17 protein-coding genes and 1 other annotated feature are annotated in these 16,399 nt (G+C 46.7%); of the genes, 15 read left to right on the forward strand and 2 right to left on the reverse strand.

All coding sequences use genetic code 11. From position 1 onward, the window contains the following. Window positions 1-31: 31 nt before the first annotated feature. Window positions 32-1,546: a spore germination protein gene (locus ACSNJE_RS12105; RefSeq protein ID WP_495252746.1), complete on the reverse strand. Its 1,515-nt coding sequence runs from the start codon at window positions 1,544-1,546 to the stop codon at window positions 32-34. Between the two features lie 157 nt (window positions 1,547-1,703). Here ACSNJE_RS12105 and ACSNJE_RS12110 point away from each other — a divergent pair, with 157 nt between their 5' ends. The 9 genes from ACSNJE_RS12110 (at window position 1,704) to ACSNJE_RS12150 (ending at window position 10,438) form a co-directional block, all read left to right on the forward strand. Continuing rightward, window positions 1,704-3,356 carry a spore germination protein gene (locus ACSNJE_RS12110; RefSeq protein WP_495252747.1) on the forward strand — a complete coding sequence of 551 codons (1,653 nt, stop codon included), beginning with the start codon at window positions 1,704-1,706 and terminating at the stop codon, window positions 3,354-3,356. After that, complete coding sequence (locus ACSNJE_RS12115; RefSeq protein WP_052218037.1) at window positions 3,353-4,459, forward strand: GerAB/ArcD/ProY family transporter; 1,107 nt, start codon at window positions 3,353-3,355, stop codon at window positions 4,457-4,459. The genes ACSNJE_RS12110 and ACSNJE_RS12115 overlap by 4 nt, the downstream gene beginning before the upstream one ends. Next, complete coding sequence (locus tag ACSNJE_RS12120) at window positions 4,452-5,651, forward strand: Ger(x)C family spore germination protein (RefSeq protein WP_052218035.1); 1,200 nt, start codon at window positions 4,452-4,454, stop codon at window positions 5,649-5,651. The genes ACSNJE_RS12115 and ACSNJE_RS12120 overlap by 8 nt, the downstream gene beginning before the upstream one ends. A gap of 33 nt (window positions 5,652-5,684) precedes the next feature. Continuing rightward, window positions 5,685-5,912: a hypothetical protein gene (locus tag ACSNJE_RS12125; protein ID WP_052218033.1), complete on the forward strand. Its 228-nt coding sequence runs from the start codon at window positions 5,685-5,687 to the stop codon at window positions 5,910-5,912. A 121-nt stretch (window positions 5,913-6,033) separates the two neighbouring features. Then, window positions 6,034-7,299, forward strand: a complete 1,266-nt coding sequence (gene obgE / locus ACSNJE_RS12130; RefSeq protein ID WP_495252748.1) for a GTPase ObgE — start codon at window positions 6,034-6,036, stop codon at window positions 7,297-7,299. Between the two features lie 34 nt (window positions 7,300-7,333). Further along, window positions 7,334-7,537: a hypothetical protein gene (locus ACSNJE_RS12135; RefSeq protein WP_013121351.1), complete on the forward strand. Its 204-nt coding sequence runs from the start codon at window positions 7,334-7,336 to the stop codon at window positions 7,535-7,537. Between the two features lie 138 nt (window positions 7,538-7,675). Then, window positions 7,676-7,990, forward strand: a complete 315-nt coding sequence (gene yhbY / locus ACSNJE_RS12140) for a ribosome assembly RNA-binding protein YhbY (protein ID WP_052218028.1) — start codon at window positions 7,676-7,678, stop codon at window positions 7,988-7,990. Window positions 7,991-8,028: 38 nt separating this feature from the next. Next, window positions 8,029-9,168 carry a glutamate 5-kinase gene (proB, locus tag ACSNJE_RS12145; RefSeq protein WP_052218027.1) on the forward strand — a complete coding sequence of 380 codons (1,140 nt, stop codon included), beginning with the start codon at window positions 8,029-8,031 and terminating at the stop codon, window positions 9,166-9,168. A gap of 10 nt (window positions 9,169-9,178) precedes the next feature. Continuing rightward, the gene (locus ACSNJE_RS12150) at window positions 9,179-10,438 is read left to right on the forward strand and encodes a glutamate-5-semialdehyde dehydrogenase (protein WP_427916560.1); all 1,260 of its coding nucleotides are present in this window, start codon (window positions 9,179-9,181) and stop codon (window positions 10,436-10,438) included. 29 nt (window positions 10,439-10,467) lie between these two features. Here the strand turns inward: ACSNJE_RS12150 and ACSNJE_RS12155 are convergent, their stop codons facing one another. Further along, entirely contained in the window at window positions 10,468-10,698 is a 231-nt protein-coding gene (locus tag ACSNJE_RS12155) for a hypothetical protein (RefSeq protein ID WP_152909011.1), read from the reverse strand. Between the two features lie 118 nt (window positions 10,699-10,816). Here ACSNJE_RS12155 and nadD point away from each other — a divergent pair, with 118 nt between their 5' ends. The 6 genes from nadD to ACSNJE_RS12185 all read left to right on the forward strand — a co-directional run bounded on the left by nadD (window position 10,817) and on the right by ACSNJE_RS12185 (window position 16,399). Continuing rightward, entirely contained in the window at window positions 10,817-11,437 is a 621-nt protein-coding gene (nadD, locus tag ACSNJE_RS12160; protein WP_052218021.1) for a nicotinate-nucleotide adenylyltransferase, read from the forward strand. Window positions 11,438-11,741: 304 nt separating this feature from the next. Then, on the forward strand, window positions 11,742-12,002 hold the full coding sequence (locus ACSNJE_RS12165; RefSeq protein WP_083436869.1) for an RNA recognition motif domain-containing protein: 261 nt from the start codon (window positions 11,742-11,744) through the stop codon (window positions 12,000-12,002). Window positions 12,003-12,120: 118 nt separating this feature from the next. Beyond that, entirely contained in the window at window positions 12,121-12,702 is a 582-nt protein-coding gene (yqeK, locus tag ACSNJE_RS12170; protein ID WP_013121344.1) for a bis(5'-nucleosyl)-tetraphosphatase (symmetrical) YqeK, read from the forward strand. A gap of 62 nt (window positions 12,703-12,764) precedes the next feature. After that, complete coding sequence (rsfS, locus tag ACSNJE_RS12175) at window positions 12,765-13,109, forward strand: ribosome silencing factor (RefSeq protein WP_052218019.1); 345 nt, start codon at window positions 12,765-12,767, stop codon at window positions 13,107-13,109. A 204-nt stretch (window positions 13,110-13,313) separates the two neighbouring features. Continuing rightward, window positions 13,314-14,384, forward strand: a complete 1,071-nt coding sequence (locus ACSNJE_RS12180; RefSeq protein WP_052218017.1) for an HD-GYP domain-containing protein — start codon at window positions 13,314-13,316, stop codon at window positions 14,382-14,384. Between the two features lie 53 nt (window positions 14,385-14,437). After that, window positions 14,438-14,649 (forward strand) — a binding site (T-box leader). A gap of 61 nt (window positions 14,650-14,710) precedes the next feature. Continuing rightward, entirely contained in the window at window positions 14,711-16,399 is a 1,689-nt protein-coding gene (locus ACSNJE_RS12185; RefSeq protein ID WP_013121341.1) for an AMP-binding protein, read from the forward strand.

Here is a 16,399-nt window from a genome sequence, read left to right on the forward strand (position 1 = left end):
CCTTTTTATCCAAGGCTTGGGGATTATCCGTTCATTTGCCCGTTAACCGCTTGGGAGTCCTGATAATGGTATCCAGGGACTTCTTGCTGAATGGTGTGATACCTTCCATATAACTGGCGCCCATAGTTTTTAACTGGCACAGATGGGCGAGGGTGGTTAACCAGGCCAGGACCAGACCGTAAAAGCCAAGGAATACGGCGGATAAAATAAAAGGCACCCTGATGAGCCTGGTGGCCAGGTTAAAGTTATATGCCGGAAGGACAAAAGAACTAATGGCTGTAATGGAAATAATGATAACCATAATCGGGCTGATGATTCCTGCCTGGACGGCTGCCTGGCCGATAACCAGACCGCCGACAATGCCGATAGTTTGGCCTACCGGCTGGGGCAATCTGATGCTGGCTTCCTGCAACAGTTCCAGAATAGATTCCATCAGCAAAGCTTCCACAAAGGCCGGAAAAGGCACCGTCAGGCGTGTTGCCCCTATAGAAAAAGCAAGGCGCATGGGCAGCAGTTCCGGGTGATAAGAAATAATCGCTATATAAAGGGCGGGCAGGCTTGTGGAAATAAAAGCAGCCAGGAAACGGGTCCACCTGATAATGGTGCCAAACTGCCAGTTTTCATAATAATCTTCGGCACTTTGAAAAAAAACGGCCAGAGGCGCCGGCGCCAGCAGGACCATGGGAGAACCATCCACAATAATGCCGACTCTGCCCTCTATGATACTGGACACTACTTTATCGGGCCTTTCCGTATATTGTAATTGCGGGAAAAAGGAAAGGGGATTATCCTTGATATAATCTTCCAGCATACCTGAATCCTGCAGGTTGTTTATGTTTAAGCTGTTAATCCGGTGGAGCAGTTCATTTAACACCTGCTGCCGAACTTTTTTCCGGTGATAAACAACAGCTATATCAGTTTTAGATTCGTTGCCGATGTTCATTTTTCTGAAAGTTATTTCTGGGTTTCGGGAGCGCCGCCTGATCAAGGCCATATTAATGGTTAATTTTTCTACAAAAGCAATCTGCGGGCCGCGGACAATACGTTCAGAGTGTGGCTCGGCCGTTTCCCTTTCTTTCCAGCCTTTGGTTTCAAAGACGTAAATTTGACAGATTCCTTCCAATAATACCAAGGTATCTCCAGACATCAACGACAAAAGGGCCGCATGCAAATCATCAACCAATTTGCTGCCGCCTACAGGCACTATTTCTTTATCAATCTGGTCCTTGCGGATGGCCGGTTCTGTTTCTCCCAGGCTGTGGATCAGGATATCATCCCGCAAAAGGGCCGGCAACAGGACATTATTTACTATGTCGTTGTTGACCATGCCTTCCAGGTACAGCAAGGCTCCTTCAATGCCCGCCAGGTCGGCATTGCTGAATTCCCGGATAATGAGGTCATCAGAATCATTTAAAACTTGTTTGAACCAGGTCAGGTTTTTTCTGACTGCAGGGAAAGGAACCAGCTTTTCTTTCGCCTCAGAAGACTGGTTGTTGTTTTTGTTTTTTACAAGTTGTTTAGCCATATGTTTTAACAACCGGAACATTTATGTCTTCCCCTCACACCTAATTTTTAAACCACAGGGTTTAAATTTAATTATGCCCCTGGTAATTTTAGATTATTTATGTTTTTGTGGCATAAGTTGCCTTTTATAGAATGAATTTGGTAGACATGGGCATCATAAATAACGGCAGGTGTAAATAATGCTGAAAAAGTGGAAACGGATACTAAAAAGAATATTTGCCAAACCGGCGCCGGAAAAAAGTATATCCTATGATAAACTGGAAAAGGTCAGTCTTTCTGCCAATTTAGAAGAAAATATCAGTTATTTGCGGGTAGCTTTTGACCGGTGCAGCGATTTTGTCCTCAGGGAGTTTGTGGTTGGGACCACGCCTTCGGTGAAAGCAGCTATGGCTTATATTGACGGGCTGGTCAACAAAAAGATGCTAACAGACGACATGGTCAAGACCTTTATGTATGACGCGGTCCAGTTGAAAAACAAAGGACCTGCCTTGCAGAACAAAGATGTTTTTGCTGAAGAACTGCTGGCCTTTACGGAAGTAAAAACTTCCAACAACATGAAGGACCTGTTGGCAGCCGTACTTACCGGCGAAACGGTTTTACTGGTAGACGGCCTGGACAATTATTTTGCTGTTTCAACGCAGAACTGGGTTCAGCGGGCAGTCACGGAACCGGAAACGGAATCGGTGGTGCGCGGGCCCAAGGAAGGATTTACAGAAAGTCTGCAGACCAATATTACCCTGATCAGGCGGCGGATTAAGTCGCCCCGCTTAAAATTTGAGACAATTAAAATCGGTACCCTGACCAACACAGCCGTATGCATTTCATATATAGACGGGGTAGTGAATGAGAAAATAGTGGCGGAGGTCAAAGAAAGGTTAAAGAGGATCAAGGTGGATGGCATCCTGGAGAGTGGTTATATTGAAGAGTTCATTGAGGATGCCCCTCTGTCGATTTTCCCAACGGTAAATTCTACGGAGCGACCTGATAAAGTGGCGGGGGGGCTGTTGGAAGGGCAGGTGGCCATTCTGGTTGATACTACTCCTTTTGTCCTGCTGCTTCCCGTAACCTTTCCGCAGATGCTGCAGGCCAGTGAAGATTACTACTTACGATGGCCTTTTGCCACCTTTATAAGACTGATCCGTTTTGGAGCGCTTAATAGTGCACTGCTGCTACCGGCTTTTTACATAGCCATAGTTACTTACCACCAGGAAATGCTACCCACCCCTCTACTGATTTCCATTGCCGCCGCCAGGGAAGGGGTGCCTTTTCCGGCTTTTGTGGAGGCCATTTTAATGGAAGGTACTTTTGAAGTGTTGAGGGAAGCGGGCGTCCGGCTGCCCAAAACTATCGGTCAGGCGGTCAGTATTGTTGGCGCTCTGGTAATTGGGGAAGCGGCTGTAACAGCGGGCCTGGTATCACCGGCTATGGTTATTGTAGTGGCGCTGACGGCGATAGCCTCCTTTACGCTGCCGTCTTATTCAGGCTCATTTTCCATTCGAATTCTGAGGTTTACCCTGATGGTTCTGGCTGCTTTTTTGGGTTTATTCGGCATCATGACGGGGTTACTGGCCATTTTGATCCATTTATGCGCCCTGAGGTCTTTTGGTATTCCGTATATTTCCCCGCTGGCCCCTACCAGTTTGCGCGACCTGAAGGATATGTTTTTCCGGGCGCCCTGGTGGTCCATGTTTGTTCGGCCCCGGACGTACGGCTATAAAGACGCGGCGCGCCAGAAATACGGCCAAAAGCCGAAGGCGCCGGAAGAAAGAAAAAGAAACGAAAATAATGAAAATCGTATTTCACGTAAAATTGCCAGGAGGAAACCACAGTGATTTTGAAAGACGAAAAAATAGCCAGTACCCAGATGCTTTTTTTGCTGGTAACCGTAGTTTCAGCAACGGCGTTCCTGTTTGTTCCGGCTATAACAAGCGAGACGGCCGGAAGAGATGGCTGGATTTCCGTATTCTTTTTGGCCACAGGCTTTGGCGTTACCGTGTCCCTGGTTTGTGCCAGACTGGGTTTGTATTTCCCCGATCAAACCATTATTGAATATGCGCCGCAATTGGTGGGCCCTGTTTTGGGGAAAACAATCGGCCTGCTTTACTTTATTTTTTTTCTCCATGTTAATGCCATTATAGTCAGGGAGTTTGGCGATTTTCTGGTTACCGCCTTTTTGCCGGAAACGCCGCTGCTGGTTTTTAATATTGTGGTAGTAATGCTGGCGGCTTCCGCGGTGAGGAACGGGTTTGAAGTAGTAGTACGGATGAACCAGTTTGTGTTTCCGCTTTTTATCGGGGTCTTGCTTATAATAATTACCCTCAACATTGGCGAAATGAACCCGGGCAACTTACTGCCGGTGCTGGAAAGAGGTATTAAGCCTGTTATTCTCGGTTCGTTGACGCCAAGCGCCTGGCGGGGTGAAGTGGCGGTGATCCTGATGTTGCTGCCGTACCTGAATAAATCCGAAGAAGCCAGAAACACATTAATTATTGCTGTTCTTCTTATAGCGATTATCCTGGGTGCTTTGATTATGGCCAGCACCATGGTTTTTGGATCTCTACAGGATTCCCATTTTATGTTTCCAACTCTGGAACTGGCTAAATACATAAGCCTGGGGGAGTTTTTGGAAAGGGTGGAAGCGGTTATCGTAATTGTCTGGGTGGCCGGCATTACCATCAAGGTGGCGGTTTTTTACCTGGCGGCGGTCCTGGCCTGCGCCCAGTTTTTTAAAGTGGAAAATGAACGGCCGCTGGTTTATCCGATGGGTATTATCACCCTGGTTTTCTCTGTATCGATGTTTGGAAATTCCCGGGAACTGGTAGATTTTATATCGAAGGTTTTTCCCATATATGCCTTTGTGTTTGAACTTTTCATTCCGGCGTTTTTGTTGCTGGTAGCAACAATCAGAATGAGGGGTGGTCGGCGGAATGCCTAGAAAAATTGTTGTTACAGTAATTCTGATTTTTACTATGATATTTACTGGCGGGTGCTGGAGCCGGCGGGAAGTGGAGGACTTATCCATTGTTTCCGCCCTGGGGATAGACCGGTTTAAAGAGGGTAACCGGCAGAAATACCGGACCAGCGCCCTGGTGGTCAGGTCCCGCCAGTTGGGCGGCAGGCAGCAGCCGGCGGAAGAAAAAAACCCCGATTGGCTGGTTGCCGAAGTTGGCAATACTCTTTACGATGCTGAGCGGAATATGACTCATCGGGCTCCGCGGACCCTTGTCTTATACCACAGTGATATCATATTGATCGGACAGAAAACAGCCCGCCAGGGTATCGGCGATATCCTTGATTACCTGCAGCGGCACAAAGATATCCGGCTCAGAAACTGGGTTCTTGTCGGAAAGGAGGATGCCCGGACCATTTTGGCAAATATGCCGGAACTTGAACAAACCCTCACCAATGAAATTACGGAAATTCTAACCAAGACCAGCCCCCTGGTCTCGGAATCCTATCCCGTGGATTTAAATTTATTTACCCAAGCGCTCCTGGAACCGGGCTGGGATGCTGTAGCTCCCATGGTGAGAACCATTGCTTCCTCGGAAGCTGCCGGCAGCCAGAGAAAGCAGATGGAGCCCCGGCAGACGATAGCCCTGGATGGTTTGGCCGTGTTCCGCGGGGAAAAAATGGTGGGCAGATTGACGCCCGAGGAAACCAAGGGGTTTTTGTATATTCTGGGAAAGGCGCAGGGCGGCATTATTCCTGCAAGTGCAGAGAATGGCAAGGGAAAACTGTCCTTTCTGCAGATAAGTTCCGACAGCCGCTTTAAACCTATTATAAAAAATGGGCGTATAGTCATGGAAGTCAACATTTATGCGGAGGCCAATATTGGGGAAGTAGATGGAGATGTACAGGTAGGGGACCCAAAGGTCTTGAAAAAATTAAATGCCACCTTTTCCCGCGCAGTGAAAGGACTGGCCTGGAAAACCCTCCGAAAGGCCCAGAAAAAACTGAGAGCAGATGTTTTCGGGTTTGGTGTCTCCATTCACCGCCGGTACCCCGATTATTGGCGGGAAATTGAAAAGGACTGGTATGATATTTACCCTGATTTACCGGTAACCATTAAAGTTGAGGGAAAGGTCAGGAGAACGAATATCATCTCGGATCCTTTTACGATAAAATAATCAATTCTATGAAATTTTCTGGGAGGACAAGATTTGATTCCGCTGTTAATTTCAATTTTTATCCTGATAATAGCTTATGAAGTCCCGCCCCTGATCAGGGAGAAACAATGGCGGGTGCTGGCTGTGTTTGGCACTTTAATGCTGGCGGCCATGTTATTCAGCTTCCTGGCAGTCCTGAGGCTGCCGGTACCGAATATTTCTACGGTTGTTGAGACACTGTTCGAACCTGTCAGTGAGGCTATTACTCGACTTTTGCAATAAAGCTTTTACCGGGTTCGGCAGGAACCTTTTAAACGGAAGAGAAATCTTTAGTAGCACGTCAATTAACGTTTGACAGGCTCAAATTTGTCAATATAATTGAAATTAGATAGGGGATTTGATGATGTTCTATGATCAGGCGAAGATTTATGTAAAAGGTGGCGATGGGGGAAACGGCGTTGTTGCTTTTCGGCGGGAGAAATATGTCCCCGAAGGAGGGCCCAACGGCGGCGACGGGGGAAAGGGCGGCAATGTCGTGTTCCAGGCTGATGAAGGTTTACGCACACTGGTGGATTTCCGCTACCAGCGCCATTATAAGGCTGCCCGTGGAGAACACGGGGGCGGAAAAAACATGCATGGGAAAAATGCCGAGGACCTTATCGTCCGGGTTCCCGTGGGGACGGTGGTTAAAGACGCGGAAACAGGAGAATTCCTGGCCGATTTCACCCAACACGGGCAGACTGCCGTCATAGCGCGGGGCGGTCGCGGCGGACGGGGCAATGCCCGTTTTGCTACGGCCCAGAATAAGGCTCCTGCTTTTGCGGAAAAGGGCGAACCGGGTGAAGAACGCTGGGTGGAATTGGAGCTTAAGGTTTTGGCCGACGTGGGCCTGATAGGTTTTCCCAATGTCGGTAAGTCCACGTTAATTTCGGTAGTTTCGGCGGCTAAACCCAAAATAGCCGATTACCATTTTACTACCTTGGTCCCCAATCTGGGAGTGGTCTTTGTTGACGAAGGTAAAAGTTTTGTCATGGCTGATATACCCGGCCTTATTGAAGGAGCCCACGCCGGGGCCGGCTTAGGTCATGATTTTTTACGCCACACCGAGCGAACCAGGGTTTTGGTGCATGTACTTGATATATCGGGTTCCGAAGGAAGGGACCCCATTGAAGACTACAAAACGATTAACCACGAATTACAATTATATAACAAAGAGTTAGCCCAACGGATCCAGGTCATTGCTGCCAATAAAATGGACCTGCCCGGAGCGGAAGAAAACCTGGCCCGCTTACAGGGGTATTTAGGGGATAAGCACGAAATATTTCCCATGTCTGCCGCAGTTGCTGAAGGGGTAAAGCCTCTTGTGTACAGACTGGCCGAACTATTGGATGAACTTACCGATGCTCCCACTCAGGTAGAACATTTGAAAGTTACCAAGGTAAGCGAAGCGCCAAGGTTTACCGTTAGATATGAAGATGGTGTTTATGTGGTTGAAGGCAGGGAAGTCGAAAAACATTTTGCCATGACTGATTTTGAAAACGAGGAAGCCGTCAAGCGTTTTCAACAGATCATGCGCAGGATGGGCGTAGAAGACGAACTTAGAAAGAGAGGCATCAAGGACGGTGATGTTGTACGTATTAAAGACCTGGAATTTGAATATGTTATTTAGAAGATAGTCGCTTGAATGGAGGTATAACTTTTCAATGGATTGCTTGGAGTGTGGCAACTGCAGGCAGGGAGACCGTACGTACTATTGTACTGCCAGGAATGACTTCGTCATCAAGGAAGAAAATTTAGTCATTGAGCGAAGCAAAATGAACAGCGGTTGGAAAAAAGGAGAGCCCGGTTACGAAAACCGGCGCCGCAAAACCCGGAAGGACCGGGATGATATGAGAAAAATTGGGTGATAAAGCAGGTTTTCAGCCTGCTTTTTTCAACTTTTGTTTTATTTCTGTGTTTTATTTATTAAATTGTGCTATAATAATAGGTATTAATTGGGGAAAGAAATTTCCTCACAGGAATGCAAGGAGGTGCGGCTAGCGTAGATGAATGACGCTAGTACACGGGACCTGAAAGGTAAACACAAGCGTTTTCTGAGAGCCATGGGAAGCGGCATAGACCCCATCATTCAGATTGGCAAAGGCGCTTTGGCGCCCAATGTTATTAAGCAAATCGATGATGCCCTGGAGGCCCGTGAATTAATCAAAATAAGGGTTTTAAACAATTGCGCCGAAGAGATCGACCGGATAGCTGAAAGGGTGGCCAGCGCAACGGATGCTCATCTCATTCAGCTTATCGGGCACGTCATTTTGTTATACCGGCCTTCAAAGACCAAACCTCAGATAGAACTGCCCAACTAGTACAGATAGCCTAATCTGTAAAAGCGGAGTGACCAGAGATGGAAACCGGCATAAAGAGTTTCAGGAATTTTCAGGACGCCAAAACAATAGTGGTGAAAATCGGCTCCAGCACGTTAACCCACCATACAGGAAAGCTGGACCTGCGGCAGATGGAACAATTGGTAAGGGAGCTGCAGGATCTGAGGAATCAAGGAAAAGAGGTGCTCCTGGTTTCCTCAGGCGCTGTAGGGGCCGGAATGGGCCGCCTGGGACTGGGCAAAAAGCCCAGGTCCATTCCCGAAAAACAGGCTGTAGCCGCTGTGGGTCAGGGAATTCTCATGCATATGTACGAAAAAATGTTTGCCGAGTATGGCGGCACCGTAGCCCAGGTGTTGTTGACCCGTGAAGACATGATGGACCGCAAGAGGTTTTCCAACGCCAGGAATACCTTAAGCGCTCTTTTGAAAATGAATGTGCTGCCTATTATTAATGAAAATGACACGGTAGCCGTAGAGGAAATACGTTTTGGTGATAACGATACATTGTCTGCCATGGTGGCCAGTCTTATTAACGCGGACCTGTTGGTGATTTTATCAGATATTGACGGCCTGTATTCAGGTAATCCGAAGACCGACCCGCATGCCCAACTTGTCAATGTGGTAGAGGAAATTACGCCGGCCATAGAACAGTTGGCGGGCGGTGCCGGGTCTGACCTAGGGACCGGCGGCATGGCCACCAAAATTCACGCCGCCAGACTGGCCATGACCTCCGGAGTACCTGTTATTATTGCCCATGGACGCAGGAGGCAGGTTCTCTCAGATATTGTGAAAGGGGAAGAAATCGGCACCCTGTTTCTGCCCAAACACAACCGGCTGCAAACCAGGAAAAAATGGATTGCTTTCGGTTCCGCTGTAAAAGGTAAAATAGTCATTGACGAAGGCGCGTGCAAGGCATTGATTGATGAAGGGAAAAGCCTGTTGCCTTCCGGAATTGTCGATGTACAGGGCGATTTTCTGGCCGGTGATACCGTCAGTCTGGCCAGGACTACAGGAGAAGAGATAGCCCGCGGCGTTGTGAACTATGACCATAACCATCTTATGCAGATAAAAGGCGCCAAAACAAAAGATATTGAAAACATCTTGGGTTATAAAGACTACGATGAGGTAATTCACCGTGATAACCTGGTAATATGTATTTAGGGGGAGAAGTGTGATGGTAAAAGAAAAGGTAATTGCTCAGGCCCAAAAGGCAAAAGAGGCGGCCCGCAAACTGGGCCATCTGTCTTCGGCTGTCAAAGACAAGGCTTTGATGGCTATGGCAGATGCTTTGGAAGCCAGAACGGATGACATTTTGGAAGCCAATAGCATTGATATGCAGGCCGGCCGTGAAAAGAAACTGTCCACGGCCCTTTTGGACAGGCTGTTGCTAACCAACGACAGAGTTAAGGAAATGGCGGATGGATTAAGGGCTATTGCCGCTCTGCCGGACCCCGTTGGAGAAGTTATTCATATGTGGAAACGGCCCAATGGACTTCAGATAGGTAAAATCAGAGTGCCGGTAGGGGTTATCGGCTTGATCTACGAAGCAAGGCCCAACGTAACAGTAGACGCGGCGGGGCTGTGTCTGAAAACGGGAAATGCCGTTTTGTTAAGAGGCGGATCAGAGGCTTTCAATTCTAACAAGCGGATAGCTGAAATTATTGCTGATGCCGCCACTTCTGCCGGTATTCCTGCGGGCGCTATCCAGTTAATTGAAACCACCGATCGGGAAGCCGTGAATGTCATGCTTAAATTAAACGAATACATTGACATCCTCATTCCCCGCGGCGGAGCGGGACTGATTCAAACGGTGGTACAAAATGCCACGGTACCTGTTATTGAAACGGGGGTAGGCAACTGTCACGTATATATCGATAATGAAGCCGACCTGGATATGGCCATGAATATCGTTATTAATGCCAAGACACAGCGGCCCGGCGTTTGCAATGCCATGGAAACACTGCTTGTGCACGAAGAGGTGGCCGATAAAGTTTTACCGCCGTTGCTCAACAAATTGAGGGATGAATATAATGTGGAAATCAGGGGTTGTGAAAAAACAAAAGCGATTGTTCCCTGGGTTAAAGACGCCACAGAAGAAGATTATTATACAGAATTTCTTGATTTGATTCTGGCCGTAAAAGTTGTGCGGGATATGGATGAAGCAATAGACCATATCTATAAATACGGGACTAAGCATTCAGAGGCCATTATTACCAACAATTACAATAAGAGCCGCCGGTTTACGGAGGAAGTCGATGCAGCGGCTGTCTATGTCAATGCTTCCACCCGGTTTACCGACGGTTTCCAGTTCGGTTACGGTGCCGAGATCGGTATCAGTACCCAGAAGCTCCATGCCCGCGGCCCCATGGGCCTGCCCGAGTTAACAACAACAAAGTATATTATTTTTGGCAATGGACAGGTGAGGGGTTAATCGGCGGCCACCGACCGTCCCTGGCCGGATTAGTGCAAAGGGTCATCAGACATAATTTCCAATGATTCCTCAATCCATGGGAGCATTTGCTTTTTGAGCCGGTTCATATATAACTTGAGTTCATTTCGGTCCAGTGATAACAGATATTGAGCCCGTGGGTCATTGGGCATATACCGGTAAATAAACATTTTAAATTGGGCTGGGCTTTGGACAGATAAAATATGGTGGATATCCTCGAGATAGTCCCGGATATTCAGCATGAAAATCACCTTGTTTCTTAATATCCCTTGCCGGTTCTCGTAAGGAAATTGGTTGCTTCTTTTTGCCTGTAATACTCTGGAACCTGTTATAACTGTCATTAACAGGGGTTGATTTTGCATGATACAAGCTAATGAAAGAAGAATTGGATTGATGGGAGGAACTTTTAACCCGATACACCTTGGCCATTTGATAATTGCTGAATTTGCCAGGCATCGGTTTGGCCTGGAAAAAGTAATTTTTATACCGGCCAAAGAACCTCCGCATAAAGAACATGAAAAGTTGCTTCAGGCAGAACACCGCTGCGAAATGGTACGTTTGGCTGTTGAGTCAAACCCCTATTTCGAGGTTTCCAGGGAAGAATTGGACCGGCAGGGTCTTTCCTACTCCGTTGATACTGTAAAAAAGTTTTACGAACTGTTTGGTAGCGGGACGCAGCTTTATTTTATTCTCGGCGCCGACGCCATGTTGGAAATAACGACCTGGAAAAATGTTGATAAAGTAATGAAACTGTGTTATTTTGCCGCAGCTACCAGACCGGGGTATACTTTAGCTGAAATGCGCAGGCAGATAGAAGGATTGCCGCCGTCATTTCAGGGTAGAATCTTTACCTTTGAAATACCCCGGATTGATATTTCTTCCACGGATATACGGCATTATATTAAAAATGGTGAACCTATTAAATACCTTGTCCCTGAATGCGTGGAAAAATACATCGAGAGGCATAAACTGTACAGGTAATTTGTTCGTAGAAATCTAGTAACATTTGTGCAATTTACCAAAAGACTTACAGCATATAGTGATTCATTTTGAACATAATACTACTAGAAACAAAAGACATAAAAACTTATTGTTTTGGGTTTTCAAATCTCGAGGTTCCACGTGGGTGTATCAGGCAGCTGTCTGTTTTTAAAAAAGGTACCTGGGTTCAAGAACCCAGGTGCCTTTTAAATTAAAACTCGTTTTTGGCTACCAACATCCTACCAAGGGTTGGGCCAGTGTTTTTGTTTCAGTTGTGGCAGAAATTGAAAGAGAGGTGAAGGTTTTGGTGCGGACCCTTTATGTCGGAAATTTGCCTTGGGCTACCAAGCCGGAAGAATTAGCGGAAGCTTTTGCCGCTCACGGTAAGGTAGTTGGCAGTAGAATAATAACTGACCGCGAGACCGGAAGGTCGCGAGGCTTTGGATTTGTAGAAGTAGAAGACGAAGATGCAGACAGGTTAATTGCAGAGATGAATGGCAAAGAATTTAATGGCCGGGTTCTTACTGTTAATGAGGCCAAGCCCAGAGGCGAAGGAGCCCAATAGGGCCTTACTTGCCAAACCTCCTTCTTTTAAGATGGAGGTTTTTTGCCTGTAATAAAGGAAATGTTTACCTGCATGTAAAATAGTTTAATATATGGTTCATTAATGGGGAGCGAGAAGCATGATTGACGGTATTGACCTCGAAAAACTACGGCGGATGATGGACGACCACCGGTTTCGTCATACCATTGGCGTGTTAAAAACGGCTGAACAGATGGCCAGGTGTTTTCATATTGACTTAGATAAGGCCCGTATTGCTGCTGTTTTACATGATTGTGCCAGGAACCGAAGCGCCCTGGAACTGCTGGATTTAAGCGCCGGGTTTAAACTGTCAGTTGATTTCTTGGAGAGGCAGGTTCCTGACCTGCTGCACGGAAAAGTGGGGGCGGAAATAGCCCGGCGGGAATTTGGTGTGCAAGACGAAGAAATATTAAACGCTATTCGCCGCCATACCCTGGGAGACGAAAATATGACTACACTGGATAAGGTCATTTTTGTGGCTGATATGATAGAACCGGGACGCCAGTTTCCAGGGGTAGACAGGCTAAGAGAGCTGGCGGCAAAAAATTTAGACGCAGCCGTGCTGGCCGGGCTTAACTCCACCTTGAATTATGTCATCGCCAAAAACGGAATTATTCATCCCAAAAGTATCGAGGCCCGTAATGCCCTTATACTTTCCGGGGCGGGACAGAAGACCCCTTGACAGGTTTACCTTTTTTTCCATAGAATATAACAATAGCAAGATTTATTTAGGGGGATTGAGTTTTGGCAGATAATACTCAGGAATTGATTTACGCGGCTATCCGGGCTGCGGAAGACAAAAAGGCCAGGGACCTTGTGGTTTTGGACTTAACAGATATTTCTCCCGTTTGTGATTACTTTTTAATTTGCAGCGGAAATTCTTCTACCCAGGTACAGGCAATTGCGGAAAACATAAAAGATAAACTAAGAGAAAAAGATGCTGACTTTTTGCGGATCGAAGGGATGAAAGATGCCCATTGGATATTAATGGATTACGGAACTTTTGTGGTACACATTTTTCAGGAAGAAGACCGCGACTTCTATAATTTGGAACATCTTTGGGCGGATGCGAAAGTGGTAGATTTTTAAAAGCGTTTTTTAGATTTGCAGGTTGGCCGGTGCGATAAGCTTCGCTTGAAAGCGGGGCTTTTTATGTATTAATGGCCGAAATCTATTTTCATAATTGCCAAAAAATTAAAAAAAATTATTGAAATGTAGCAAGGAAAAAATCAGTGGGTGTCGAATAATTATTATCATTTTCTTTACAGTTCTTATTACTTAAGGAGAAGTGTAATGGCAAGCGGTTTTAAAAAACAGCGTCTGTGGGATATTTCCATATTAACTGCACTCAAAAAAAATAAGTATTCTTTTTTGATCATTTTGGTTTTTTTTCTTATTATAAGCGTATTTTCTATTATTGTGCCAACACCCTACAAGGAGTTCATGTTCTTTTTTTATGGGATCCCCACCATTTATGCGGGGCTGGTATATAACTGTTCCGGCGCTTTTAATGCTGCGGCCGTATCACTTGCTCTGCATCTGCTAGCTTCCTGGCCCGGGTTTAAAACGTGGTACAAGTCCGGTCAGGTCGAACTGCTCGTTATTGAAGGCATTTTTATCGTTGTTGCTTACCTGTTAAGCTGTTTATTTATCACAAAAATTTTAATTAATGAGCGGGAAAACCAGCAAAAACTTTTAGCGATGGCCGATATCAATGCCCAGGTGGCAAGGGAGTTGGCTCAGGCTAACCGGCAGATCAGCCAACTATATACCCATACTATTCAGGCTTTGGCTGCTGCAATCGATGCAAAGGACCCATATACCAAAGGGCATTCAGAACGGGTAACCAATTATGCCGTTGCAGTGGCCCGGGAATTGAAACTGCCTGAAAAAGATATCCGGAATATTTTTTATGCTGCTATCCTGCATGACATAGGCAAGATAGGGATAAGTGAAATTATCCTCAAAAAACCGGGTCCGCTGACTTCGGCTGAATTTAAGGAAATTAAAAAACATCCGGAAATCGGCGCCACCATTCTTTCTTCCGTTCCTTTTCTGGAAGAAGTAATTCCTATTGTTTTATACCATCATGAATATTATGACGGCGGTGGGTATCCGGCCGGGTTAAAAGGAGAAGAAATTCCTCTGGGGGCTCGAATTATTTCGGTCGTTGACGCTTTTGATGCCATCACTACGGACCGGCCCTATAGAAAGGGTTATAGCAAACAAAGCGCCTTGGCCGACATTGTCAAAGGCAGCGGTATTCAGTTCGACCCGAAGATAATTGAGGTCTTCTCAAAGGTTCTGGAAGCTGATAATATAGAGGCAGACCTGGCGGAAGTTGCTGCATCTGTCCGCTATTAAACGATTGACTTTTACCGGTCTTTAACTTATAATAATTGACATACATTTGAAAAGAGAAGTCGATGACGGAGAGTAGTAAAAGGAATTTGCTTTTCAGAGAGCTGCCGGGGGGTGCAAGGCAGTAAGAAATTTCTTTGAACTCGCTCCTGAGTTGTATAGGTGAAAACAGTAGCCTATACCGGAACAGGCCGTTATCCTGCCGAGTGGGGAAACTGCTGTTTCCCAATTAGGGTGGTACCACGGAAGTTAACCTTTCGTCCCTTGCGGGCGAAAGGTTTTTGGTTTGTTTAGGGGAAGTAGAACTTAAACGAAAGGGGTCAAAGTAGTTGAGTGGAACAGACATTACCAAGCCAAATGAAATTCTGAATATTACGGTGGGAGATTTGCTGGACAAACAGGCCCAAACCTATCCTGATAACGAGGCTCTGGTATATGCAGACAGAGGGTTGCGTTATACATACGCCCAGTTTAACGAAGTTTGCCGGCTGGCGGCAAAGGGTTTCATGAAGTTGGGAATTAAAAAGGGCGACCATGTGGCGATTTGGGCCACTAATGTACCGGAATGGGTGATCAGTCAGTTCGCTGTCGGCAAAATGGGTGCTGTACTGGTGACTGTCAATACTAACTACAAAGTCTTTGAGCTGGAATACCTGCTGAAGCAATCGGATTCCACCACGCTCATATTGATTGATGGTTGGCGGGATTCCAGTTATACAGGCATGATTACGGAATTATGCCCGGAACTGCAAGAATGTAAACCGGGCGAACTTAAATCTGCCCGGCTTCCCTTGTTAAAAAACGTGATTTACATCGGTGAAAACTGTCCGCCGGGGATGATTTCATGGGATGAAATGATGGAAATGGGGAAATCGGTTTCTGATGAGGAACTGGATGCAAGGCAGCGTTCCCTGGACCCTGATGATGTAATTAACATGCAGTACACTTCCGGTACAACCGGTTTTCCGAAGGGAGTAATGCTAACCCATAAAAACATTGTCAATAATGCCATAGCGGTTGCCGACTGCATGAACTTTTCCCATAAGGACCGCCTCTGTATCCCGGTACCCCTGTTCCACTGTTTTGGCTGTGTCCTGGGCACCATGACCTGCGTTGTATCAGGAGCCACCATGGTACCGCTGGTATCCTATAATCCTGTGCAGGTGCTGCAGACTATCGAAAAGGAACGCTGCACGGCCGTCCACGGGGTACCAACCATGTTTATTGCTGAATTAAACCTGCCCAATTTTGACAAATATGACCTCAGTTCCCTGCGGACGGGGATTATGGCCGGTTCGCCCTGCCCCATTGAAACGATGAAGCAGGTTATGGAACGGATGGGCATGAAGGAAGTTACCATTACTTACGGTCAGACAGAGGCTTCCCCGGCTATTACCATGACCAGGGTAGACGACCCGATTGAACTCAGGGTGACCACCGTGGGGCGGAGTATTCCCGGTGTAGAAGTGAAAATTGTGAATCCCGAAACGGGGGAAGAAGTGCCCAGGGGTGTACAGGGCGAACTTTGCGCCAGGGGCTACAATGTAATGAAGGGTTATTACAAGATGCCGGAAGCGACCCATGCCGCCATTGACGAAGATGGATGGCTCCATACGGGAGACCTTGCTGTCATGGATGAAAACGGGTACTGCAAAATAACCGGCCGGGTGAAAGACATGATTATCCGCGGAGGGGAAAATATTTACCCGCGGGAGATAGAAGAATTTCTCTATACCCACCCCAAGATACTGGATGTGCAAGTTGTCGGTGTACCTGATGTTAAATACGGCGAGGAAGTTATGGCGTGGATTAGGCTGCGCGAAGGGGTGGAGATGACGGAGGAGGAAGTCAGGGAGTTTTGCAAAGGGCGTATCGCCCAGTACAAACACCCCCGGTATATAAAATTTGTCGAAGAGTTTCCAATGACGGCCAGCGGAAAAATCCAGAAATACAAGCTTCGTGAGATGGCCATCGAGGAATATAACCTGCAGGATGCGGCAAATATAGAAACAGCTTAA

The sequence above is a fragment of the Thermincola sp. GK-1 genome (assembly GCF_059412445.1).

Coding starts and splice junctions, on each gene's coding strand:
- ACSNJE_RS12105 (WP_495252746.1), bottom strand. CDS start 1,546: ATGTTCCGGTTGTTAAAACATATGGCTAAACAACTTGTAAAAAACAAA.
- ACSNJE_RS12135 (WP_013121351.1), top strand. CDS start 7,334: ATGGATTGCTTGGAGTGTGGCAACTGCAGGCAGGGAGACCGTACGTAC.
- yqeK (WP_013121344.1), top strand. CDS start 12,121: ATGATTGACGGTATTGACCTCGAAAAACTACGGCGGATGATGGACGAC.
- ACSNJE_RS12120 (WP_052218035.1), top strand. CDS start 4,452: ATGCCTAGAAAAATTGTTGTTACAGTAATTCTGATTTTTACTATGATA.
- ACSNJE_RS12180 (WP_052218017.1), top strand. CDS start 13,314: ATGGCAAGCGGTTTTAAAAAACAGCGTCTGTGGGATATTTCCATATTA.
- obgE (WP_495252748.1), top strand. CDS start 6,034: ATGTTCTATGATCAGGCGAAGATTTATGTAAAAGGTGGCGATGGGGGA.
- ACSNJE_RS12110 (WP_495252747.1), top strand. CDS start 1,704: ATGCTGAAAAAGTGGAAACGGATACTAAAAAGAATATTTGCCAAACCG.
- ACSNJE_RS12155 (WP_152909011.1), bottom strand. CDS start 10,698: ATGCTGAATATCCGGGACTATCTCGAGGATATCCACCATATTTTATCT.
- proB (WP_052218027.1), top strand. CDS start 8,029: ATGGAAACCGGCATAAAGAGTTTCAGGAATTTTCAGGACGCCAAAACA.
- yhbY (WP_052218028.1), top strand. CDS start 7,676: ATGAATGACGCTAGTACACGGGACCTGAAAGGTAAACACAAGCGTTTT.
- nadD (WP_052218021.1), top strand. CDS start 10,817: ATGATACAAGCTAATGAAAGAAGAATTGGATTGATGGGAGGAACTTTT.